We start from the raw sequence: 23,190 nt of genomic DNA, 5'->3' as shown, positions 1-23,190 counted from the left end.
GCTCAATAGTTTGGGAATTCTTAGAGCAATTCATAACAGTTATGCCAACGGGATTTTCAGCAAACCACTAGTTGATTAGCTGTTAATTTAAGCTATCAGCTATCAGCTATCAGCTATCAGCTATCAGGCTATGCGCTACGTGCAATGGGGGTTTTCCCCAGACTTTCAATTTTATTTGAAGCTGACCACTGACCGCTGACCGCTGACCGCTGACCGCTGACCGCTGACCGCTGACCGCTGACCACTGACCGCTGACCGCTGACCGCTGACCGCTGACCGCTGACCGCTGACCGCTGAGAGTTACCAATCAACAAAACGCGCTTCATCTAAAACAGGAAAACAAGTATGAAAATCGAAGCAGAAAACACAACTCGCGTTACCCTAGAAAATTACGAGGTTTTTGATAATAATAGTGCTTCAGGCTCTAAAGCAGTCAGAATCGAAGACATTGAAACCAACGGCATAATCAGAATTGACTGGACAGAAAGTGATGGTGTTGCTGGCAAATACCATATCGGTATTGCTCACTTTGATGAAATAGATGGACAAGCCAAACTAACACTACGGGTCAACGGTACTGACATTGACACCTATACTTTGGATAAAAACCTTGGTGGAGAAGGACCCAACTCCGGTAACTATGTCGGTTTCACTGACTCTCTCAGCAATGGTGATCCTAATCCAAATCCTATCTTTAAAGATGTACAACTTGCCCCAGGCGATCGCATCGAAATTGTTGTAGAGGCAGATAGTCTTGATAATGAGACCTTCGAGTTAGGGCGAATTGACGCCATTGAATTCACCTCCGCTGAAGTGGATCTGTTCTGGCATAATTCTGAGACTGGCACCATGGGAGCTTGGCGGATGCATGGGGTAATGGGTACTGACCTAGATGAGGCAGTGACGATTCAAATGGAATCCGTTAACAGTGACTGGGAGATTCGTGCTGCTGGAGACTTCAACGGTGATAGCCACAAAGATATGGTTTTGCGCAATACCGTTACTGGAGACATTGATATCTGGTTAATGAAGGGTTCCCAGTTTCAAGAAGCAGTATCCATCGTCCCAGTCTCAGACCTTAACTGGAAAATCCATGGCACAGGAGATTTCAACCGTGATCAGCAAACCGATCTGCTGTGGCGTAATGACTCCACTGGCGAAAATGCAGTTTGGCTGATGAATGGCACTGAGCCGAATCGAGGAGTACTAATCCAATCAGAATTAGCCAACAGTAAATGGAAAATCCTTGGTGCCGGAGACTTTGATGGAGATAAAAACGCGGATGTTCTCTGGCTTGACACTGAAAACCAAAATGTTTACTACTGGCGCATGGCAGGTACAGATTACATAGAATCAGTGTTCGTTAATAATGCACCCCTTGACGACACCTGGAAATTTCAAGGAGTTATGGATTTTGACAAGAATGGTTACGATGACATTTTCTGGAGCAATACTGTTGATGGCAAGACAGGGATGTGGATGATGAATGAAAATGGTTACGACCGACCAGTAATCGCTGAGTCCGTAGATTTGAGCTGGGAAGGCCATGCCTGAAGTGATATGTGTTGAGCGTTGACACTTTGTTGAGTCTAAACAAAAAGCGCTCAATCAAATTATGCGTTCGCGTAGCGTGGCCGTAGGCCAATCGCACTTCTGACTTGCTGTCCCATACAATCAATTAGTCACACACCTTAGGGGCGCACGGGATGCGCCCCTAAGGTGAATTTTTGTTATACTCCTGATCAGGAGCACGATAGTTATAGGAACGCGCCCCCGCCCCTCTCCCCACACTGTTCTGATTCCCGATTCCCGATTCCCGATTCCCGATTACCTGGGTCATAGCATACTAAATTTACCCTACATGAACCAATCGCAACACTTGCCAATCATTGGCTGGCGAGAATGGCTGACCTTACCTGAACTTGGTATTGTACAGGTCAAGGCGAAAATTGACACTGGCGCACGTTCATCCGCCCTACATGCCTTTGATATCAAAACCTTCGACCATGATGGGATCACGTGGGTTCGGTTCAAAGTGCATCCCTATCAGCGGGACAGCCATCAAACTGTAATCGCAGAAGCGAAACTGTTAGACCAGCGAAAGGTACGCAGTTCCAATGGACAAACTCAGTTGCGACCGGTTATCCAGACTACTGTAAAACTAGGTAGCAAGCAGTGGCCGATTGAACTTACCTTAACCAATCGAGATGCCATGGGTTTCCGGATGTTGCTGGGGCGTCAAGCTGTTCAGAGGCGCTTTTTGGTAGACTCGGGTCATTCCTTTCTACAAAGTTCAACTACGAGTCACCAGACTAATGATAGGAGTAATGAATGATGAAAATTGCGATCTTATCCCAAGATGCTGGCCTATATTCTACCCGACGCTTGAAAGAGACTGGGGAAAAGCGGGGTCATGAAATGCGGGTGATTGACTATATGCGCTGTTATATGAATATTACAGCTCACAAGCCAATGGTAATGTATCAGGGAAAACCTTTAGAAAACTTTGATGCCATTATTCCCCGGATCGGGGCATCAAAGACCTTCTATGGCACCGCCGTTGTACGGCAGTTTGAAGTGATGGATGTTTTTAGTGCTAATCCAACTCAGGCAATTTCCCGCTCCCGTGATAAACTACGCTCTCTTCAAATCCTTTCTCGTGAAGGTATTGGTTTGCCCGTAACTGGCTTTGCCCATTCAACCCAAGATATTGACGGTTTAATCGAGATGGTAGGTGGTGCTCCTTTGGTTATTAAACTATTAGAGGGTACCCAAGGCATTGGGGTGGTACTCGCAGAAACCCATCAAGCTGCCAAGTCCGTCATTGAAGCCTTTCGCGGTTTAGACGCCAATATTTTAGTCCAAGAATTTATCAAAGAAGCAGGGGGTATGGATATTCGCTGCCTTGTGATTGATAGTAAGGTAGTGGCATCAATGAAGCGACAGGGAGCAGAAGGGGAATTCCGCTCGAACCTACACCGAGGGGGAACAGCAGAAAAAATCAAGTTAACCCCTGAAGAGCGTAGCACAGCAATTCGTGCTGCTAAAGCCATGGGATTACGCATAGCTGGGGTAGACATGGTACGCTCCAATCATGGTCCGGTAGTGTTAGAAGTCAATTCTTCACCAGGACTAGAAGGAATTGAAAAGGCGACTGAGGTGGATGTGGCCGGGAAGATTATTCAATTTCTGGAAAAAAGTGCTGCCAATGACAAAAAAGGTGCCCCTGGAAGTGGAGCTGTTCGCGATCGCATAAAGTATTAAATTGTGATTCAATTTTCAGCAAGCCCTTACAGAGAAACACCGACCCTGTAGAGATCCTCAGCTGTTTACACTTAACTGGCTATCTGGCAAATGGACGGTGATGGGGAGACAATGGGCTGGTTATTCATTAGCTATCCTTGCTTGTGCTAATGGCTCAAACATCCACCTAATACGGTAAAAGTATAGTACATATTAAACATACACGGATGTAGTAAATGGCAAGCAAGGAACATCTCACCCGACTCAAGCAAGGGGTAAGGGTATGGAATGATTGGAGAGCCAACAATTCTCGGCTCAAGCTCGATCTCAGCGCAGCAGATCTTAGTAATCTCGACCTCAGCCATGCCAACCTCAGAGATGCCTACCTCAGTGGGGCAAACTTTAAGGGGGCAAACCTCAGAGAAGCCGATCTCAGTAACGCAACACTAATTCGAGCCAACTTTTCTGAGGCAGACCTGAGGGAGGCTAACTTCAGCCGGGCAACTCTGAGTCGAACTAACTTTAGCAGTGCTAACCTCTCTGAGGCAGACTTCAGCTGGTCAAGTCTTGGTCGATCCAGCCTAGTCAAAGCATGTCTTGAGGGTGCTAATCTTAGACAAGCGTACTTAGAGGAAGCCGATCTCAGTGGGGCTAACTTCAGCGGAGCCAACCTCACCGGGACTAACCTTGTTAAAGCTCAAGCACTGAGTACCAATTTTAACCGGGCAATACTAACCGGAGCTTGTCTGGCAAATTGGGCGATCAACAGTGCTACCCAATTTGAAGAAATAGCTTGTGACTATATTTATCTAAATTTTCCTGAGCGGGAACGCCGCCCGAGTAGTGGTGAATTTGCCCCAGGTGAATTTATTAAGCTGTTTCAGAAAGTATCGGATAGTGTTGAGTTAGTCTTCGATAGGGGTATTGACTGGCTAGGATTTGCCTATTCATTCAAAAAGCTAGAAGTTGAGCAGGAAAATGCTAAGCTAGTCATCCAAAGCATTGAAAATAAGGGGAATGGAGTAGTGATAGTCACGGTCAAAATCTCCCCTGATGTAGATCAGGCTAAAGTTCAAAACGACTTGATGCAGGGCTATGAAGTCGCCCATAAAGTTTTGCAGAAAAAATCGGAAGGGGAACTAAGTACTAAAAACAAAAAAAATCGGCACTCTTCGAGGGAGATTAATTCCCTATTTGACTTGGTTAATCAACTCCCAATAATTGCTAAACTAATGGAATAAAATTATTAGTTTAACACCAGATATAGAATTGATAAAAAGCATTTTTTAAATAGGTGAGGTACACAAGTTTGGGATTTTTTTAAGGAATAGGGAATAAGGAATAGAGAATAGGGAACCGGGTTCCCTGTTCAACACTTCTGGCCTAATAGCTGCTCATGCCTAGTGTAAGGCTGCCTAATGCTTATCAATTTCATTTTCAGGCAGTACTAGGTTATAGTGTCTGACATAGGTACATTTTTGATTAGGGTGTAAGGAATGAATCCAAGCCTGGAACAGTCAAGTATAGATACCACGACTATGATCACATCTTCCGAACCATTGGTCGAGGTGCCGAAAATCTTAGAAGAAGAGCGCATACAAAAGGAGCGTATGCATGATGTACTGCTGCTTCTGGAACATTTAGTAGAGAGGGAAGAAGCTACCGTAAAGCTCATCCTCGATTGCCTCTACGATGTCGGATCAGTCAACCTGATCAACAAAAAGTTTCAGTCTCGCTCCCTCAACTGGATGATGAAATCAATTGCCCGTATGTCTAAACCAGCCTTCAGAGTTGTTGCTCTGCGCTGGTTTAAGAAGAATTGTCCAGAACTGATTACTAAGTGGCTGCAGGAGCAAGTGCAAGGGAGTACGGAGCAGGGAGTAGAGAGTAAGGAGTAGGGGGAATAAAATTGACTACTGTACCTCATAAGTACGAGAAACGCGATAATTAAATGATCGTTCTCAGGATTAACATCAGGCATACTTCAGCAAATCGAAACGCAATATCAGGACTTACGCAACACTGGGGAATAAACGCGCTGATTTAGTACATTGGTATAATAAAGCACTCTACAGATTGATTTTATCCGTAAGTCTTCAACAGCTTACTGCTGGCTCAGGCTATCCTGTAGAGCATCATGTTTGGATCACCTTGAGTTAGGAATTTTCACAAAACCAATAGTTTACAAATCTGGTCAAGCAGTTGACAATTTTATGCTTACAGAAGAATTCTGTTGGTGCTTTGATATTGGTCATTCAAAAGCTTTTTTAGCGCCCAAGGCCAGTAGCATGCTCACAGTTTTTTCACAAAGTTTGATTAATCTTTCATCAGAGCTTAATCAAAGGAGCCGAATTTCTAAGTAAATACTCTGCGCGCGGTCTAAACAACTAGCTGATGCCTAATCTCATGACTATAGAGGGGAGGAGATGGAGAGAGTCAAGCTCGGCAAATGCAAGTTGTTAACAAGGCCAATGCTACCAGATTTGCTCTAAAAACTCTGATTTCAAACTAAGGAGAACGTTGATGAACACACAATCAGAAACTGCCATTAAGCACAGTGATGTAATCAACCAGATAGTACTGAATCGCCAAAACACCGAAGAAATTGGTCGGGTAGCTGAGCTGTGGCTCGACCCAATTGCTCACCAAGTTTTGGGTTTGGTTTGCAAGTCAGGACTGCTCGGTCACAAAAAACGGTCATTTACTTGGGCAGAAATTGAGGCGATTGGCTCCGACAGCATTCTAGTTTACCTTGACTCGGAAACCACAGCGAAAAAACCGGAATCTGTGGAATCGATTGTGGGACATCAGTTGTGGACGGACGGAGGGAATCAGGCAGGTACTTTGATGGACTATCGATTCGACCCCCAGACCGGGAAGGTAGTTGAGTATATCTTTGGATCCAAGGGTTGGCGTGGTGTCACTGATGGCACCTACCGACTTCCCCCTGTCGCGATCGCTAGTGTGGGCGGTAAACGAGTGATGGCGATCGAGGCGATGGTGCAAAAGGCTGAGCACTATACGGGTGGCATCAATCACAAAATTTCTCAGGCGGCTGAATCCTTGAAAGATGACTACGCTAAAACCAAGGAAGATATGGCGGCGCTGGTGAAAGGGACTCAGGGGTTAGCGACTCAAGTGCAAGAAACTACTAAAAAAGTAGCGGATAATGCTCAAGATAAGTTCTCTGAGGTCGCTGGTCAAGTGCAAGAAACTACTAAAAAAGTAGCGGAGAATACCCAAAATAAGCTTTCTGAGGTCGCTGATCAAGCACAACAGACCACTAAAGAGCTAACTGGTAATGCTCAACAGAAGCTCTCTGATGTTGCTGGTCAAGCACAACAGACCACTAAAGAGCTAACTGGTAATGCTCAACAGAAGCTCTCTGATGTTGCTGGTCAAGTGCAACAGACTACTAAAAAAGTAGCGGAGAATACCCAAAATAAGTTTTCTGAGGTCGCTGGTCAAGCACAACAGACTACTAAACAGCTAACTGGTAATGCTCAACAGAAGCTCTCTGATATTGCTGGTCAAGTACAACCGAGCAATAAAAAAGTAGCGAAGAATGCCCAAGAGAAGTTTTCTGAGATTGCTGGTCAAGCACAACAGACCACTAAACAGCTAACTGGTAATGCTCAACAGAAGCTCTCTGAGGTCGCTGGTCAAATACAACCGACCAATAAAAAAGTAGCGGCCAATGCCCAAGAGAAGTTTTCTGAGATTGCTGCTCAAGTGCAACAAACGGCTAAACAGGTGACTGGTAATACCAAAGAGAAGCTTTCTGATGTCACCACTCAAGTGCAAGAGGCTACTAAAAAAGTAGCGGAGAATAGCCAAGAGAAGTTCTCTGAGGTTGCTGGTCAAGCACAACAGACTACTAAACAGCTGACTGACCAGGCTAAGGAAAAACTAGTTCAAGTAAAGACAAAGTTGCCGAGTGCTGACTCCGCTACTACTACAGACGCTGCTCAGAAAGACAAGACACTCAACCCTAGTTCTGAACCAGAATCTGCCAAAACAGCTCTTAAGCACTTAGGACTTACGCAAATCTCTTAATTTAACGCTACTTGTAGGGTGGGCAAAACCTTGCCCACCCTACCCATGGAGTCTGTGCGTAAGTCCTGGCACTAAGTGATCTATACAACTGAAAGAGAAAAATACCATGAGACAAGTCGCAATACTGGTAACTAGACAATTTGCAATGGTGCTAAGTATTTTAGCGATCGCATCTTTGTTATCTCTAGCTACTGATGGTAATGATAACTCTCAGTCTCAACCGACTCCGAGTTCACCAGAAGCAACTGCACCCCAAACACCAGCAGAAACCGCTGCATCCGAGAGAAAAGAAAAACAGAAGTCTCTGCAGAACATCATCTCTGTGTTAATGATCGCTGATCAGTAATGTCAGCATTCAGCTATCAGCATTCAGCTATCAGCCCTCAGCTATCAGCCAAAGGCCTATGGCCAACGGCTAACCGCTGACAACCCCGTAGCGTGCCCTAAGCGCATATGCTGAGATCGGCTTTTCTCCAAAGTTTCAACTCTAATTAATCTCAAACTATTAGGTACGACCCGTGGCGAATTTAATTCTTAATTCGGAAAGCGCACTTTTAAATTCTCCTGTTTGATGTTTATTTTAAGCATTAGGCTGACAGCTGACAGCTGTTCGGTGTAGCGTGGCCTACGGTCAACGGCTGAATGCTTACTCAGTAATCACTTAGAAGGTGGCAAGAAACGTTTATTTAAGGAGAATTCAAACAATGATGACGACTGACAACAATAGCGATTGTGAATTTCTTCAAGAAGACAGTATATGGTCTGACCTCAGAGCAATAAGAGTTATCAATGGGTTGCAACAGGAGGTGCAATCCCTAGAAGCCTCAGTGAAACGGCTCCAAATCTTGCTGGTGTTAAGTATTGTGATCCTAGGAGGTAGTATTGCTGCTATCAGTCCCCTTGGTGCTATAACTTACAACCAGTTGCAGCAGCAATTTGCACCAGTAAATTCCTGGAAAACCACTCAATAAAACTGGTATTTTTTGGATTAATTATTGACCATTAATAATAAATAATAAATACTATTTTATCACTCAATTAATTGTGCAACTTTTTTATAATAAATTCCCGAATTCCGACTCCCTCGGTGCGCTTTACGTAGGCGAATTAAATTCGCCACGGGTCGCACCGCTCCAGACTCCCAGTTCTCTTTGCTATAAAAAATAAACACTAAATAGTCTCAAATAAAGGCCATGTCTAACAACAATAATCTAAGGAAAATAAGCACGATCAATAATTTTGGTATAGACAACAAACCCCTTTCCAACACAGCCCTTCCTGTTGTTACCCCAGTCAATCCTCTTGCTAATCTCCAAGAGCAACATATCGAAGAAGTCGCCGAAGCATTGGTGGAATTTCAAATGACTGCCATGTCCGATAAGAAGAAACAGGAGCAAGAAACAAAGCAGCTACAGAAAAAAATGGGTCGCTTCACCGCTATTTGGATGATTTTAATCTTGATGGTGGGAGCAGCAGGAGCTTGGACAGGATATTTCTTTTATACCCAGCTTAAGCAGCTAACTACAGAAATTACGTCATTGAAAGAGGCTCCGGCAGAATCAGAACAGGCAAAACAAGTTCAACAGCTAGAACGAGCAATATTTTGACTTCTGACTTCTGACTTCTGACTTCTGACTTCTGCTATAGCTGATAGTTTATAGCACTACCGATTAAAGTTAGGACATTGATATAAGCTGAAAAACTGTTGTAGTCAACTTTTGCCTATTGCCTCTTGCCTCTTGCCTTGCCCGTAGCGCTATACCTCACAAGCCCGCTTTTTCCCGTACCAAAGGCTCGAGAATTGTTAGCAAACTCAAGGGCATCAGCTCTTGACTAAGGGATTGAGCATAGGCAGCACTTAGATAAGCTTGGTACTCTGATTTACCAGCAATATAGGTTTGAAAAAATGCTAAACTCAATGCCTTCATATACTCCTGAGCAATAGTTGGGTCAGGACCAAGCACTGCCTCAGGTAAGGGGACATCATCTTCTGATGGGGCGAGGGTGGAAAAGTGGGTTCCTCTCTTAAGCAATACTAGATACTTCTGTAGAGTTGTCAGCCAAGTAAAGGGTTGAATCTGTTCTGGTAACGCTGGCGCTATGGTATCATCACTACCAGCGACTACCATCACCGGCACTTGAATTTGGCTAAGTTGGGATTTTCCTAAGACTGTGCTAGCAATTGGATTAATTGCGATCGCACCTTTAATCCGTTGATCCGATAACTGATAGTCCTGTGGTGGCAAATCAAAGGCACGACACTGAAGTAGTAGGGATATATTCAAGGTATCCTCATTTAAGGGAGCGCAATCCTTTTGCAATTGCTCAAAATTGATCTCAGCTCCAGCAAGAGCTAAGGATGTGTAACCCCCAAAGGACTGACCCAATACTCCCACCTGTTGCAAATTTAACTGCCCTTTAAAGGAACTTTCTAGTTCATCGAGTAACAACTTAATATCCACAGGACGGTTAATAAATTCTGATGGTGGAGCTGCCTCTTTGGCAAGACCAGTTAACAAAGCCTGTATTTGATCCGCATTACTGCCTGGATGTTCCGGTACAGCCACAGCAAATCCATGGGATGCCAGGTGACGGGCTAAGTACTCAAATGTCTTCCGTACTGAACCCAGTCCGTGGGAAATAACAATCACTGGTGCTAACCCTTCCCTTGGGGACTCTGGCAAATACAAGTCAACGGGAAACTCTCGCCGACGGTAATGGTCATCGAAGGTAATGGTTTGCTTGCCATAGCTTACTGAACCGGGTTGCCGTAAGTCTAGGGATTTTTCGGATAAAGCTCGCTCTGTCTGGGCTGCCGCTTCCTGATCCGATGCCTGTTCCACTGCTGCAATGGCCGTCTGGGTTTGCTTAATCAGCTTGGATAAGTCATCAATAATTTCAAAACCACGTTGTGAGTTAATCCGAATGCCGTAAGTCGGAAATTCCTGCAACACATTCAAAATCGTCAACCCTTCTGGCTTAAAAGCGGCTTTGATTAAAGCAGCTCGAATGGCATAGAAACCGGGTTGACGAGCTTTGGTTTGTATGACTTCACCTACCCGTTGTAGAATTATTTCCCCTTGAGGTGAGTAGAGGAATTGAGCGATCGCTACTGGTGTGACATCAATCGGAGTAATTAAGACCTGCCGCAGTTGTTTGAATTCTTCTGGCTTTACATACCCCGCATAGAAGGCTAAGGATGGCTCAACTTTGCCCACTGTCGCATAAACTTCTAGAGCTGCGATCGGTAGAGAAAACTCAATTGGACCATAGGAAATATAGATTTTCTCTGCTGCCTCAACTGGTGCAGAAATCATCACTGGAGTGATCAACAATCCTAGATTCAGCAGCAGCCATCTTAGTCTAGTTTGTAGTTTACCTTTTGCGAATTTGAACATATAGACTTTCCAAATGATTTGTAAAACTAGATTGTAATTTTTGCTAATACAAAAAACGCTGTATTCCTTACTCATGTTAGTGATTGGTAGTTTTAGGGAACCTAAAGCATTTCATTATTTGTTCACATCTCAAATGTAAATACTATAGCGCTACTCCCGACTGCCTCGGTGCGCTTTCCTTGTCTTGATGCAGTCGCTCATGGGGGGAACCCCCAAGACCGCGCTGCATCGCTAGGCGAATTAAATTCGCCACGGGTCGCACCGCTCCCGACTGCCTCGGTGCCCTTGACCCGTAATTAAATTCGCCACGGGTCGCACCGCTCCCGACTCCCTAGTGCTGCATCGGGCAAGATATTTGTATTATTTAATAAGGATTTGTCAATTTTTGATGACATTTAGGAGTAGATTAAATAGACTAGGATTATGTTCTTGCGAACTTTTGTGGTAGAGTGAATAACTCTAGCCAAGATTCAAGCTTGTTTTCCTAGAAAAGACTAACTAGTTTTTTAGTCTTTTTTGGGAGACTAGTTAGGATAATTTCAGATAAATAGGATAGCGTCTTAACAGGGTGCATCTTAACAAAAACTGGGGAGCTATAAGGTGCTCATTCCAGGTAAAAATTACACTTTGTTTTCTGGGCAATTGTGTGTAGCACTGTGGCTAGGGTAAACTAGTTTACTCATTGAATATAGAACATGAATACGTTAAAAGGACGCGATTTTCTAGGCTTAGCAGACCTCAGTGCTAGTGACATTCAGGAACTATTGGATAAAGCCACTCAGTTAAAAAAAGGTCAGTGGACTCCTAGGTGCAATAAGGTTTTGGGATTATTGTTTTATAAGGCTTCCACACGGACACGGGTCAGTTTTTCCGTAGCTATGTACCAACTAGGGGGTCAGGTGATTGACTTAAATCCCAATGTCACCCAAGTTGGTCGTGGAGAACCGGTAGTAGATACAGCGCGAGTGTTAGATCGGTACTTGGATATTCTAGCAATTCGTACCTTTGAGCAAAAACAGTTGGAAACCTTTGCCGACTATGCCCAGATTCCAATTATTAATGCTTTGACTGATTGGGAGCATCCTTGTCAGATTTTAGCCGATTTGTTAACGATTCAGGAATGCTTTGGAACACTGGCTGGTTTGACATTGACTTATGTTGGCGACGGTAATAATGTTGCTCATTCACTAATGTTGGGCTGCGCTCTAATGGGAATGAATGTCAGAGTCGCCACACCACCAGCTTATCAAGCTGATAGTGCTATTTGTGAGCTTGCCCTGAAAACTGCAGCTGGCCGCACAGAAGTAATGGTTACTGATGATCCAGTAGCTGCTGCCAAGGAAGCTCACGTACTTTATACTGATGTTTGGGCAAGTATGGGTCAGGAAGCCTCAGCTGAGGAGCGAATTCCAATTTTTCAGCCTTATCAAGTTAATCAACAGTTGTTAGACCATGCCGACCCATCAGCAATCGTACTCCACTGTTTACCCGCTCACCGGGAGGAAGAAATTACAGACCAGGTAATCGAAGGCTCGCAATCCCGTGTTTGGGACCAGGCAGAAAACCGTTTACATGCTCAAAAAGCTTTACTGGTCAGTCTTTTAGGGGTTGATTGAATCCTAAGGGAGTAGGGAGTAGGGAGTAGGGAGTAGGGAGTAGGGAATAGGGAATAGGGAGTAGGCAAGAGGCAAGAGGAACCCACCCCTAACCCCTCCCAGGAGGGGAAGGCAAGAGGCAAGAGGCAATAAGCAAAAAATCCTGTGTACCTCATAGCTATGAAAACGCTATAACTCCCTCCACTCCCCATCTCCCCATCTCCCCACACTTCCCACACTCTCCCCATCTCCTCATCTCCTCATCTCCCCATCTCCCCATCTCCCCATCTCCCCATCTCCCCACCCTCGAGAACCGAACAATACTCTGGACAAATCACAAGAGTTGATAGTACCAATGTTCTATAGAGCAATCACAAAGAACGACCATTTTTTGTCCAGAGTCTTATGGAAAACCTCACATCTGCCCAACAAGAACTGTACGATTGGCTGGTTAATTATATTCGGGTGTCACACCATGCGCCTTCGATCCGACAAATGATGAGAGCAATGAACTTGCGCTCACCAGCACCGATTCAGAGTAGGCTGGAACATTTGCGTAGTAAGGGATACATTGATTGGACGGAAGGAAAAGCCCGCACGATTAGGCTGCTGCGGCATTGTAATTTGGGAGTACCTGTTTTAGGAGCGATCGCAGCCGGGGGTCTAGTGGAACCCTTCACCGACACAGTTGAGGAGTTGGATATATCTGGGTTCTTCCAGCAACCAGGTAACTTTGCTCTGCGGGTTACTGGAGACAGCATGATCGAAGACTTAATTACAGAAGGGGATGTGGTGATTATGCGACCAGTGCCTGATCCCGATGACATCAAGAATGGTTTAATTGTAGCGGCACGGGTGGATGGACATGGTACTACCTTGAAACGTTTCTATCGTAAGGGTCACAAAGTTACTCTTAAACCCTCTAATGCTAAGTACCATCCCATAGAAGTGATGGCAAAACATGTTCAGGTTCAAGGAGTATTAGTCGGTGTCTGGCGGGGATATCAGCAGCATCTAACACCAGCAGCGATACATTAGCCATACCTTAACAATAAGGAGAGCGAAGCATTTTGGTAATTCTTACCTATCGCTCTCCCATCAGTAATACTCAGTTATCTAAGGCTCTATTCTACCCTTTCATGGCCTCTTTGCGCTTTAGTGCTGAACCAGCACCTATTGCACTTACTGCTAGTAGACCTAGAACCGAAGCCGGTTCAGGGACATCAATGGACTTTGCCAGGATGAACTGCTCCTGAGCCTCCGTTATTGATTGTCCATAAGCGTGATGGTACTTAAAAGAACCTGATTTTCCAGCAGCGAGAAGTAATTCAATACCAATATGTGTTCCCAGGTCTATAAAAGCGCCATTACCATCAAATGGAGCATTAAAGAAATTGTTTAAACTATTACCATTAGATATCTGAAAAGGATTACCAGAAGCAACAGTCACATCAGGGTCTAGTGACCCCAAGACTACCGTCAGACCATCTTGTTCTGTGGCTTGACCGACTGTTGCCAATCCAGCATCGGTTGAGAGTGACAACACATCATTGAAAGTGCCGAAGCCGTTTCCTTGATCAATACCCTGGTCTGGATCAAACGTGTCAAAATAACGCAGCGCTACGTCTGAACCATTGTTAACAAATTCAGTTGAGACGCTCAACACGTTAAAATCGGGAACCAGGGAATAGGTGCGGGTAAAATCGACATTAGCACCCCCTCCAGTGTATGTTCCTGTCACGGACACAGAGTCACCGGTGCTACTAACACTTACCGCTTGTTGGGTAAAACCTGTTGTGGTGTTTCTGACAAAAGTAGATGTGTTTGTCCCGTTTTGAAAACCAAAGTCGGAGATAGGAGCTCCTGGGTTAAAAAAATCACTAGCAAAGAAGGTCATTTTGTCAAATAATACGGTATCAATAGCACCGTTGTCTTCTCGAATTGTGACTTCTAGGGAACCATTGCTGAGAGTAAATGCTTGTGCTGAGGCAGTTCCTATGGACAGGAAAATCATGCTTGTAGCACCCAGTAAAACGGCTGATTTGTGAACAATAGATCCTGCTATTGCCATCGCCATTGATGACTTGGTTATGAGAGTTGAATTAGCCATAATTTTTCCGCCAAAATAAAATGTTTATTGGGTTGTATTTAGTGAAAGAATTTAATCACTAAATTAAATAACAATGGCAGAAAATTCAGTAGTAAAAAGTAGTACGATTCAGCAATAATAAATATGAATTTTTGATAAAGAAATCATCGAGCTTTATCAAGGGTTTGTAAAGTGATCGTTGAGTTTATGAATTACCGATAAAAAAGTATAGTTGATTTATAAAGTTTTACTAAAGCTGCCGATGATTATCCTGAAAATTCACTCTTGATTTTGTTTTTTTTTTAGGATCAAACTATTCAAGCTATAGTCAAGGTAGTTTTGAATTAAAATACGTTTATTTTTTTTATAAAGTTGTAAAAAATATTAATGCATATTGAAGAAGCAATCGAACTTTTGCAATCCTTGGTGTTTGCGAAAACTGACCAGCATTTGGATAAAGTCCAAATTGATGTATTGCGGGGAGCTTGGGAAAATCACACTTATGATAGAATTGCGGAAACTTACTGTTTTTCTAGTGCCCATGTCAAGACAGTTGGTGCAAAATTATGGCACTTGCTCTCTAAAGTATTGGGGACAAAGGTCAACAAAAAAAACGTTCAGGTCGTCCTCAAACGTATCGCAAGAGATTGGCAACAGGAGAGCAGCCGTAGAATTTCAAGCTCCCCAATCCTGGAATTACCCGGAGGTCAAGTTCCTCTAGATTCCCCTTTTTATATAGAGCGTCCCCCCATCGAAGCATGCTCATATCATGCCATTTTGCAACCCGGAGCCTTGATTCGGATTTATGCTCCCAGGCAAATGGGCAAAACCTCCCTGATGGCCAGGATTCTGGAGCAGGCACGATGGCAGGGAAATACCACAGTCACTCTCAACTTTAAACTAGCTAATCGAGAGGTCTTCACCAGCCTGGATAAATTATTACAGTGGTTCTGTGTCAGCGTTGGGAAAAGCCTGGGGCTGTCGAATCAGTTGGCGGATTATTGGGATGAGATTCTGGGCAGCAAATCTAACAGCACCGACTACTTTGAAAACTATCTGTTGGCTGACATTGACAGTTCACTGGTACTGGGCTTAGATGAGGTGGATATGGTGTTTCAATACCCGGAAATCGCCTCAGACTTTTTTAGTTTACTGCGCACCTGGCATGAGAAAGCTAAGTATGGAGATCGTAGGAGCTATATTTGGCAAAAACTTAAGTTAGTGGTTGTCTATGCCACAGAAGATGATGCTTGGCTGAATCTCCATGAATCCTTTAATGTGGGGCTGCCCATTGCTTTACCTGAGTTTACTAAGGAACAGGTACAAGATTTGGCACGGTGTTATGGACTGAATTGGGATGCTCATCAAGTGGCGCAGCTGATGTCTTTAGTAGGTGGCTATCCCTATCTGGTGCGCACAGCACTACACCACATTTATTATCAAGATTTCACTCTAGAGCAGTTTTTGCCTAAGTCTGCTACCCAAGGCAGAGTGTATGGGGAACATGTGCGTCGGCAATTCTTGAAGCGTCAACAGAATCGGGAACTCTATACAGCCTTTGCCCAACAGACAAGTTCACCCATACCGGTGGAATTAGATTGGCTTTAGGCTTTGCCGCTACAGGACATGGGGTCGGTGTATCTACGAGTTAAAAACGTTCATGTAGGGTGGGCAGTCTCAAGCACTGCCCACCCTAGCATTAATCTAGCCGAAAGGAAGGCAGAAGGCAGCTATGCTGAAGGCAGCTATACTGAAGTAAAGGAGTAAGGTTTCATCCCAGAAGGTTTTTGATCACTAATTATCCGGACATGATGTCAGTTGATCTACAAGGTCATCAAGGGATGCCCAGCTGCAATTTTGTATCAACAGTTTCCCTATTCCCTATTCCCTATTCCCTATTCCCTATTCCCTATTCCTACTACTCTTCATCATCATCTTCAATCGCTTCATCCAACCTATCATTGGCATCCTGAGCAAGCTTAACAAAAGCAATATTCGATGCTAATCCCAAGCCCGTAGTAACAGCTCCCTTCGATAACTTGTTGGACATTAATAACCCTGCGCCGATTAGACCCACAATCCCGCTTATTACTGTAGCGTACACAAGCAAGTTAAAGGAAAGCTTTGCTTGACGAATGCGCTCGTTCAAGTAGATGCTTTCTGGATCAGATTCTTTGTTTGGGTGAGACATAATTGATTGAGTCTTGAGCAATGTGCTTATACCCAACTATAGGCTCAATAAATTACTAATCTTTAATTTGTGAGGTCAAAGTTCACCTTATTCACGGTTGTTACTATTGGTGAATATCGAAGAATATCTCCGTGATTAGTTGTTCACTGCTTGACAAACAATCGTGAAACTAGGGAATAGGGAGTAGGGAGTAGGGAGTAGGGAAATCGGGAATCGGGAATCGGGAATCGGGAATCGGGAATCGGGAAAAAATTCTGTGTACCTGATAGTAGGGAATAGTTGATCTAATTGATGTAGGGTGGGCAGTAAGTATCATCCCGATGGTAAGCTTTGGGATTGGTATGATTACTGCCCACCTTACGATTCATTTTACTCTATTTTACAAGGAATTTTCTGTTGGTGGGCAGTGCCGATTCAATCTACTACAAGCTTAAAATTTTCTAGGAAGCACTGCCCACCCTACGATTTATTTTAACTTACGATTCATTTTACTCTATTTTACAAGGAATTTTCTGTTGGTGGGCAGTGCCGATTCAATCTACTACAAGCTTAAAATTTTCTAGGAAGCACTGCCCACCCTACGATTTATTTTAACTTACGATTCATTTTACTCTATTTTACAAGGAATTTTCTGTTGGTGGGCAGTGCCGATTCAATCTACTACAAGCTTAAAATTTTCTAGGAAGCACTGCCCACCCTACGATTTATTTTAACTTACGATTCATTTTACTCTATTTTACAAGGAATTTTCTGTTGGTGGGCAGTGCCTATTTAATTTACTACAATCTTTAAAAATTGCTATGAAGCACTGCCCACCCTACGATTCATACCCTATTTTACAATTAATTTTCTGTTGGTGGGCAGTGCCTATTAACTTAATATAACCTTGGTAATTACTATCAATGACTGCCCACCCTACGATTTATTTGACTCTCCACACTCTCCATATTTCCTAATAAAAAAAAATTCTAAATACCTTGACAAGTGATTAATTTATGAATATATTAATACTATAAGCTATTTACAGGAATCACGATTCATGACCAAGAACATTCCACCTAACTCCGATGACAAGAACACTCCAGAAAACCCTGGTCGCAAACCTAAGAAAGTCAAGCTGATCTTGATCGGTTCTCCTGAAAAAGTTTGGAAGACAATTCTTGCCCTTTATGGCCTTAAATACGCCTATCCCAACGAGTGGAGCACTCCCGAGCCTACGGGGAAGCCTGATGAGGTGATGACTTTTTTGATTCGCTATTTTTACGTAGACTAGGATAGTAATTTGCCAGCGATGCAGCGCGGTCTTGGGGGTTTCCCCCATGAGCGACTGCATCAAGACAGGGTTTGACCCCCTGGCGACCATCAGTGAAACTTGTTTTGTGGAGGTTAGTTTACTGAGTTAGGATGTTGTTGTTTTGGATCAGTTGCTGAGGTAAGTGGTAAGTGGTCAGTGGTCAGCCGTCAGCCTTGGGCTGATAGCTGATAGCTGATAGCTGATCAGCTGATAACTGATAACTGATCAGCTCAGCAGTACTTGTAATGGCTTACACAATAGAATTCGGTCAAGCATTGGTTAACCAAAACTTGACCGATTTTTTTTATTGGTAAGCAGTCAGCAGTCAGCAGTCAGCCGTTGGTATTGGCCTTTGGCCACGCTACGCGAATGGCTGATCGCTGATAACTGATAACTGATGGCTGATAGCTGATCGCTGAATGCTTACGAACAAACTTCACGTTAGTTCACGGCTCTTCACATCTTCACATTAGTGAAGCTTTAAAAAGATAGTTTTGATTATTTTTTCACTGCTAAAAAAAAACTTCGTGAAATTATTGTCTCAATCTTGATAAAATCATCAATAATACCCTAAACTAACCATAATAATACCTAAGGCACAAGGAGCGTCGCTTATGATTAGTAAAGAAGCCTTCGAGGAAAAATATAGGAACATGCCCTGGAAAAGGCGAAAAGTGCTGGAGGCGGTGGTTGGTGGCAAGACAGATAAAGAAATCAGAGATAAGGTTTTACATGTCTATGATATATCTACGGTAAGAAAGCATATTTCTAAAATATATCAAGACTTTGATATTGAAGCTAATGGCTTGAATAGTCGTTGGGAATTAGTGGAAATCGTTAATACCTATAAGCCTGAGTTAGTAGCTGATAAAGTTTTAAAAAAGTACGATTTCCCATCGTCTCTAGCTAGACCTAATCAAGAGATATATATTGAGCGTCCACCCATTGAATATCGTTGCTATCAGGAAATTGTTAAACCAGCCGCGTTAATTCGGATTAAAGCCCCGAAACTGATGGGCAAAACCTTACTGATTCGGAAGATTATCGCCCATGGCGAAAAACAGGGTTATGGCCAGGTTTATTTAAACATGAATCAGCTCCCTTTCACTAACTTAGATATATTTTTGAAGTCGTTTTGTGGGCAAGTTGCTAAAAAACTGAAATTGCCCAATCAGTTGCAGACCTATTGGGATGATAGTTTGTTTACCAGTTTAGACAACTGCACCACCTACTTTGAAGAGTATTTGTTAGAGTCTTTAGAAACTCCGTTGGTGTTGTGCTTAGATGACCTTGATCGAGTGTTTCAGCATCAAGACATTGCTGAAGGGTTTGTGCCGTTGCTCCGTAGTTGGCATGAGACGGGCAAGTTTGACGATAGTTGGAAAAAACTGCGGTTGGTGGTAGGTCATGCCACGGAATTTTCTATTAGTTTAGATATCAATAAGTCGCCGTTTAATGTGGGATTACCTATAGAATTACTAGAGTTTAGTGATCAGCAGGTTAAGAGCTTTACCGACAGTTATGGGTTGACGTTATCTGTGGATTCAGTAACGAAACTGATGGCAATGGTGGGGGGACATCCTTATTTATTATCCCAAGCGTTTGATTATCTTAAGAATCACCAACCAGCCGAGAAAACCCTCGATACCATTTTGGCTAATGCCCCCACAGAAGCCGGAATTTATGGCAGTCATCTGTACTTACTGTTAACTAGTATTCAAAAGCATCCCAAATTGCTGGAAGCGATTAAACTATTACTTAGTACAACCAACCCAGTGCGCCTGGATGCTACTATCACTCGCAAGTTGGAAAGTATGGGATTGGTGCAGCGCCATGGCAATGATTGTAGTTTGATATCTAATTTGTATCGTCAGTATTTTAGCGATCGCATTTTAGGGAATAGGGAGTAGGGAGTAGGGACTAGGGAGTAGGCAAGAGGCAAAAGGCAAGAGGCAAGAGGCAAGAGGCAAGAGGCAAGAGGCAAGAGGCAAGAGGCAAAAGTTTAACCCGGTGGTGCGTTACTCCCCCATCTCCCGATCTCCCGATCTCCCCATCTCCCCATCTCCCCATCTCCCCACACTGTTACCTGTTCCCTGTTCCCTGTTCCCTTTCCAAAAATGACCAATCAACAATCAAGAGTCTATAAAGTTGGGGGTAGTTTACCTCAAGATGAACCCACTTATGTGACGCGACAAGCTGATCAGGAGCTTTATGAGGCATTGATGGCTGGGGAGTTTTGTTATGTGCTGAATTCCCGACAGATGGGTAAGTCCAGTTTGCGGGTACGAACCATGGAAAAGCTAACAAAGGCGGGAGTCGCTTGTGCGTCTATTGATGTTACCAGGATTGGCAATGAAGTAACGTCACAGCAGTGGTATGGCAGTTTGATTAGAAGTCTTGCTAAGAGTTTTAAATTGAAGGGAAAAATCAAGATAATTCCATGGTTAAAAGAGCGTGATCGATTCTCCCCAGTGCAGTGGTTAGATGAGTTTATTGAGTCTGTTATCCTAGACGAATTAAGTCAAACGATTGTTATTTTTCTCGATGAAATTGATAGTATCATTAAAGTTAAATTTAAAGATGATTTCTTTGCATTCATTAGAGCCTGTTACAATCAAAGAGCAGAAAATCCAGCCTACAATCGTCTAAGGTTTTGTTTGCTGGGGGTGGCAAATGCAGCAGATTTAATTCAGGATAAACAGCGCACCCCGTTTAATATCGGTCGGGATATTCAGTTGACTGGGTTTACCTTTGAGGAAGCCAAACAGCCTTTGGTTCCCGGTTTGGTAGGTAAAGTTAATAATCCTGAACAGGTGTTAGGTGAGATAGTAAACTGGACGGGAGGACAACCGTTTCTTACCCAGCGGTTGTGTCGTTTGGTGGTCGAGACCTGGGCATCGGGCAATAGTCTTTCCGTGGCACAGGTGGTGCGTAGCAAGATTATAGAAAATTGGGAAGCCCAGGATGAACAGGAGCATTTGAAGAGCATACGCGAACGCATCCTCAGAAATGAGCAACGGGCTGGTATGCTTTTGGGTTTGTATCAGCAAGTGTTGGATCACGGTAGTCTAGCTGCTGATGGGAGTGAAGAACAGACGGAATTAAGGTTATCGGGGCTGGTGGTTCAGCGTGATGGTTGTTTGGAAGTTAACAACCGGATTTATGGGGGGGTTTTCAATTCCGATTGGGTCAAGACAGAATTGGCCAGACTGCGCCCCTACTGTGAGGCGTTTACTGCTTGGGTTGATTCTGGGTGTAAGGATGAGTCTTTTTTGTTGCGGGGGAAAGCATTAGAGCAGGCGGAACAATGGTCGAGTGGAAAAGCGTTAAGCGATTTGGATTCCCAGTTCTTGAGAGCGAGTCAGGTTTTAGACAAGCGAGAAGTGCAAAAGGCTTTGGCAGCTCAATTAGGCAAGCAACTAGAACAGCAAGGGCGTGATATTTTACGACAGTTACAAGATAATGTTGACTACGGTACCAGTACAGAAGAGGAAACGCTTTTGTATGAGGCAGTAGAAACTGGGCAAGAGCTATTTAATATCGTTAAAGATGGTCGCCCCCTGGAGCAATATCCTGCTATCAGTCCTCTATATGCCCTCCAGCAGAGTATTAGTAAATTCCGAAAAGAGGCTGTCCTCACAGAGCATTATCACGAGGTATGGAGTGTAGCCTTCAGCCCCAATGGACAGAGGCTGGGTACTGCTTCATATGACGGCACTGCCAGAATTTGGGACTTACAGGGCAATCAATTAGCCTTGCTCACAGGGCATCAGGGCGCGGTATGGACTGTAGCCTTCAGCCCGGATCGACAGAGGCTTGCTACTGCTTCATATGACGGCACTGCCAGAATTTGGGATTTACAGGGCAATCAATTAGCCGTACTCACAGGGCATCAGTGCGCGGTATGGACTGTAGCCTTCAGCCCGGATCGACAGAAGCTTGCCACTGCTTCATATGACGGCACTGCCAGAATTTGGGACTTACAGGGACATGAATTAGCCTTGCTCACAGGGCATCAGGACGAGGTAAACGATGTAGCATTCACACCAGATGGACAGAAGCTGGCCACTGCTTCATACGACGGCACTGCTAGAATTTGGGACTTACAGGGCAATCAATTAGCCTTGCTCACAGGGCATCAGGACAGGGTAACGGATGTAGAATTCAGCCGGGATCTACAGAAGCTTGTCACTGCTTCATATGACAACACTGCCAGAATTTGGGACTTACAGGGACATGAATTAGCCCTGCTCACAGGGCATCAGGACAGGGTAACGGATGTAGAATTCAGCCGGGATCTACAGAAGCTGGCCACTGCTTCATACGACAACACTGCCAGAATTTGGGACTTACAGGGCAATCAATTAGCCTTGCTCACAGGGCATCAGGATAGGGTAACGGATGTAGAATTCAGCCGGGATCTACAGAAGCTGGCCACTGCTTCATACGACAACACTGCCAGAATTTGGGACTTACAGGGCAATCAATTAGCCCTGCTCACAGGCCATCAGGGCTGGGTAATTGATGTAGAATTCAGCCCTGATCGACAGAGGCTGGCCACTGCTTCATCCGACGGGACTGCCAGAATTTGGGACTTACAGGGCAATCAATTAGCCGTACTCACAGGCCATCAGGACTGGGTAACGAGTGTAGCATTCAGCCCGGATGGACATAAGCTGGCCACTGCTTCATTGGATCGCACTGTCAGAATTTGGAAGGTTGAAAGTTTAGGTGATCTGCTGCGTCGGGGCTGTGACTTGCTGGAAGATTACTTTGTTAGGCATCCTGGAGCTAAAGATAAGTTATGGGTATGCCAGAGGGAAGAGGGAACAGGGAATAGGGAATAGGGAATAGGGAATAGGCAAGAGGCAAGAGGCAAGAGGCAAGAGGTTCAGAGGTTCAAGGTCGAGGTTTAGAGGCTCAACCACGGTATTCAAATACTCACCGTCGAGGCTCTGAGGTTCGTTCACGAGGCTCAGAGGTTCGTTCACGGTATTCAAATCATCAACGTTTATCTTCAAATACTCAACGTTTATCTTCAAATACTCACCGTTGAGGCTCAGAGGTTCAACCACGGTATTCAAATCATCGACGGAGAGGCTCAGAGGTTCGTTCACGAGGCTCAGAGGTTCAACCACGGTATTCAAATACTCACGGTCGAAGTCCAGATACTCGTCCACAAGGTCCAGATACTCAAGGTTTATATTTAAATACTCAAGGGAGAGGTTCAGAGTCTCAAGGTTTATATTCAAATACTCAAGGTTGAGGTTCAGAGTCTTAAGGTTTATATTCAAATACTCAAGGTTGAGGTTCAGAGGCTCGGT

At 44.2% G+C, this 23,190-nt stretch carries 25 protein-coding genes; 15 read left to right on the top strand and 10 right to left on the bottom strand.

Translation table 11 applies throughout. The features are described from left to right. Positions 1 to 128: 128 nt before the first annotated feature. Entirely contained in the window at positions 129 to 326 is a 198-nt protein-coding gene (locus BJP34_RS04040; protein WP_070391235.1) for a hypothetical protein, read from the bottom strand. 19 nt (positions 327 to 345) lie between these two features. Here BJP34_RS04040 and BJP34_RS04035 point away from each other — a divergent pair, with 19 nt between their 5' ends. Continuing rightward, complete coding sequence (locus BJP34_RS04035; protein WP_070391234.1) at positions 346 to 1,554, top strand: FG-GAP repeat domain-containing protein; 1,209 nt, start codon at positions 346 to 348, stop codon at positions 1,552 to 1,554. A gap of 160 nt (positions 1,555 to 1,714) precedes the next feature. Here the strand turns inward: BJP34_RS04035 and BJP34_RS48335 are convergent, their stop codons facing one another. Further along, positions 1,715 to 1,840, bottom strand: coding sequence for a hypothetical protein (locus BJP34_RS48335; protein ID WP_267876474.1), 126 nt, complete (start codon positions 1,838 to 1,840; stop codon positions 1,715 to 1,717). A 21-nt stretch (positions 1,841 to 1,861) separates the two neighbouring features. Here BJP34_RS48335 and BJP34_RS04030 point away from each other — a divergent pair, with 21 nt between their 5' ends. The 8 genes from BJP34_RS04030 to BJP34_RS03995 all read left to right on the top strand — a co-directional run bounded on the left by BJP34_RS04030 (position 1,862) and on the right by BJP34_RS03995 (position 8,906). Continuing rightward, complete coding sequence (locus BJP34_RS04030; RefSeq protein WP_070391233.1) at positions 1,862 to 2,335, top strand: ATP-dependent zinc protease; 474 nt, start codon at positions 1,862 to 1,864, stop codon at positions 2,333 to 2,335. Further along, complete coding sequence (gene rimK / locus BJP34_RS04025; protein ID WP_070391232.1) at positions 2,335 to 3,264, top strand: 30S ribosomal protein S6--L-glutamate ligase; 930 nt, start codon at positions 2,335 to 2,337, stop codon at positions 3,262 to 3,264. The genes BJP34_RS04030 and rimK overlap by 1 nt, the downstream gene beginning before the upstream one ends. Before the next feature lie 215 nt (positions 3,265 to 3,479). Next, positions 3,480 to 4,484 carry a pentapeptide repeat-containing protein gene (locus BJP34_RS04020; protein ID WP_070391231.1) on the top strand — a complete coding sequence of 335 codons (1,005 nt, stop codon included), beginning with the start codon at positions 3,480 to 3,482 and terminating at the stop codon, positions 4,482 to 4,484. 255 nt (positions 4,485 to 4,739) lie between these two features. Next, the gene (locus BJP34_RS04015) at positions 4,740 to 5,141 is read left to right on the top strand and encodes a hypothetical protein (protein ID WP_083304992.1); all 402 of its coding nucleotides are present in this window, start codon (positions 4,740 to 4,742) and stop codon (positions 5,139 to 5,141) included. A gap of 625 nt (positions 5,142 to 5,766) precedes the next feature. Beyond that, positions 5,767 to 7,299, top strand: a complete 1,533-nt coding sequence (locus BJP34_RS04010; RefSeq protein WP_070391230.1) for a PRC-barrel domain-containing protein — start codon at positions 5,767 to 5,769, stop codon at positions 7,297 to 7,299. Positions 7,300 to 7,405: 106 nt separating this feature from the next. Next, positions 7,406 to 7,645, top strand: coding sequence for a hypothetical protein (locus BJP34_RS04005; RefSeq protein ID WP_070391229.1), 240 nt, complete (start codon positions 7,406 to 7,408; stop codon positions 7,643 to 7,645). 358 nt (positions 7,646 to 8,003) lie between these two features. After that, positions 8,004 to 8,270, top strand: a complete 267-nt coding sequence (locus BJP34_RS04000) for a hypothetical protein (RefSeq protein ID WP_149030778.1) — start codon at positions 8,004 to 8,006, stop codon at positions 8,268 to 8,270. A gap of 222 nt (positions 8,271 to 8,492) precedes the next feature. Then, on the top strand, positions 8,493 to 8,906 hold the full coding sequence (locus BJP34_RS03995) for a hypothetical protein (protein WP_070391227.1): 414 nt from the start codon (positions 8,493 to 8,495) through the stop codon (positions 8,904 to 8,906). A 156-nt stretch (positions 8,907 to 9,062) separates the two neighbouring features. Here the strand turns inward: BJP34_RS03995 and BJP34_RS03990 are convergent, their stop codons facing one another. Next, positions 9,063 to 10,697 (bottom strand): alpha/beta hydrolase, encoded by a 1,635-nt coding sequence (locus tag BJP34_RS03990; protein ID WP_070396483.1) that lies wholly within the window; start codon positions 10,695 to 10,697, stop codon positions 9,063 to 9,065. Between the two features lie 695 nt (positions 10,698 to 11,392). Between BJP34_RS03990 and argF the strand changes: the two genes are divergently transcribed. Beyond that, a complete protein-coding gene (gene argF, locus BJP34_RS03985) occupies positions 11,393 to 12,313 on the top strand; it encodes an ornithine carbamoyltransferase (protein WP_070391226.1) in 921 nt (306 codons plus the stop codon). On the opposite strand, the gene BJP34_RS38650 is transcribed toward argF, so the two are convergent. Both BJP34_RS38650 and BJP34_RS48330 read right to left on the bottom strand, forming a co-directional pair. Continuing rightward, positions 12,274 to 12,468: a hypothetical protein gene (locus BJP34_RS38650; protein WP_149030777.1), complete on the bottom strand. Its 195-nt coding sequence runs from the start codon at positions 12,466 to 12,468 to the stop codon at positions 12,274 to 12,276. The two genes, argF and BJP34_RS38650, sit on opposite strands and share 40 nt — an antisense overlap. A 2-nt stretch (positions 12,469 to 12,470) precedes the next feature. Then, the gene (locus tag BJP34_RS48330; RefSeq protein WP_267876473.1) at positions 12,471 to 12,596 is read right to left on the bottom strand and encodes a hypothetical protein; all 126 of its coding nucleotides are present in this window, start codon (positions 12,594 to 12,596) and stop codon (positions 12,471 to 12,473) included. Between the two features lie 101 nt (positions 12,597 to 12,697). Here BJP34_RS48330 and lexA point away from each other — a divergent pair, with 101 nt between their 5' ends. Continuing rightward, the gene (gene lexA, locus BJP34_RS03980; RefSeq protein WP_070391225.1) at positions 12,698 to 13,330 is read left to right on the top strand and encodes a transcriptional repressor LexA; all 633 of its coding nucleotides are present in this window, start codon (positions 12,698 to 12,700) and stop codon (positions 13,328 to 13,330) included. A 91-nt stretch (positions 13,331 to 13,421) separates the two neighbouring features. Here lexA and BJP34_RS46270 read toward each other — a convergent pair whose 3' ends face one another. Then, positions 13,422 to 14,402: a PEP-CTERM sorting domain-containing protein gene (locus tag BJP34_RS46270; RefSeq protein WP_083304991.1), complete on the bottom strand. Its 981-nt coding sequence runs from the start codon at positions 14,400 to 14,402 to the stop codon at positions 13,422 to 13,424. Between the two features lie 366 nt (positions 14,403 to 14,768). Between BJP34_RS46270 and BJP34_RS03970 the strand changes: the two genes are divergently transcribed. After that, positions 14,769 to 15,989, top strand: a complete 1,221-nt coding sequence (locus BJP34_RS03970; protein WP_070391223.1) for an AAA-like domain-containing protein — start codon at positions 14,769 to 14,771, stop codon at positions 15,987 to 15,989. Between the two features lie 310 nt (positions 15,990 to 16,299). Here BJP34_RS03970 and BJP34_RS03965 read toward each other — a convergent pair whose 3' ends face one another. Both BJP34_RS03965 and BJP34_RS42300 read right to left on the bottom strand, forming a co-directional pair. Then, positions 16,300 to 16,572 carry a TRADD-N-associated membrane domain-containing protein gene (locus tag BJP34_RS03965; protein ID WP_070391222.1) on the bottom strand — a complete coding sequence of 91 codons (273 nt, stop codon included), beginning with the start codon at positions 16,570 to 16,572 and terminating at the stop codon, positions 16,300 to 16,302. A gap of 169 nt (positions 16,573 to 16,741) precedes the next feature. Further along, complete coding sequence (locus tag BJP34_RS42300) at positions 16,742 to 16,888, bottom strand: hypothetical protein (protein WP_158516991.1); 147 nt, start codon at positions 16,886 to 16,888, stop codon at positions 16,742 to 16,744. 723 nt (positions 16,889 to 17,611) lie between these two features. Between BJP34_RS42300 and BJP34_RS03960 the strand changes: the two genes are divergently transcribed. Further along, a complete protein-coding gene (locus BJP34_RS03960; RefSeq protein ID WP_070391221.1) occupies positions 17,612 to 17,845 on the top strand; it encodes a hypothetical protein in 234 nt (77 codons plus the stop codon). 635 nt (positions 17,846 to 18,480) lie between these two features. Continuing rightward, the gene (locus BJP34_RS03955) at positions 18,481 to 19,776 is read left to right on the top strand and encodes an AAA-like domain-containing protein (RefSeq protein WP_070391220.1); all 1,296 of its coding nucleotides are present in this window, start codon (positions 18,481 to 18,483) and stop codon (positions 19,774 to 19,776) included. A 10-nt stretch (positions 19,777 to 19,786) separates the two neighbouring features. Here the strand turns inward: BJP34_RS03955 and BJP34_RS42295 are convergent, their stop codons facing one another. Beyond that, the gene (locus BJP34_RS42295) at positions 19,787 to 19,936 is read right to left on the bottom strand and encodes a hypothetical protein (protein ID WP_158516990.1); all 150 of its coding nucleotides are present in this window, start codon (positions 19,934 to 19,936) and stop codon (positions 19,787 to 19,789) included. A gap of 47 nt (positions 19,937 to 19,983) precedes the next feature. Here BJP34_RS42295 and BJP34_RS03950 point away from each other — a divergent pair, with 47 nt between their 5' ends. Further along, entirely contained in the window at positions 19,984 to 22,713 is a 2,730-nt protein-coding gene (locus BJP34_RS03950) for an AAA-like domain-containing protein (protein ID WP_070391219.1), read from the top strand. Here BJP34_RS03950 and BJP34_RS03945 read toward each other — a convergent pair. Beyond that, positions 22,669 to 22,983 (bottom strand): hypothetical protein, encoded by a 315-nt coding sequence (locus tag BJP34_RS03945; protein ID WP_158516989.1) that lies wholly within the window; start codon positions 22,981 to 22,983, stop codon positions 22,669 to 22,671. The two genes, BJP34_RS03950 and BJP34_RS03945, sit on opposite strands and share 45 nt — an antisense overlap. Between the last annotated feature and the right edge of the window lie 207 nt (positions 22,984 to 23,190).

Origin of the sequence: Moorena producens PAL-8-15-08-1 (assembly GCF_001767235.1) — a bacterium.
GTDB lineage: Bacteria > Cyanobacteriota > Cyanobacteriia > Cyanobacteriales > Coleofasciculaceae > Moorena > Moorena producens_A.
The sequence above is the reverse complement of the archived record's forward strand: the minus strand, read 5'-3'. Positions and strand labels throughout refer to the sequence as shown.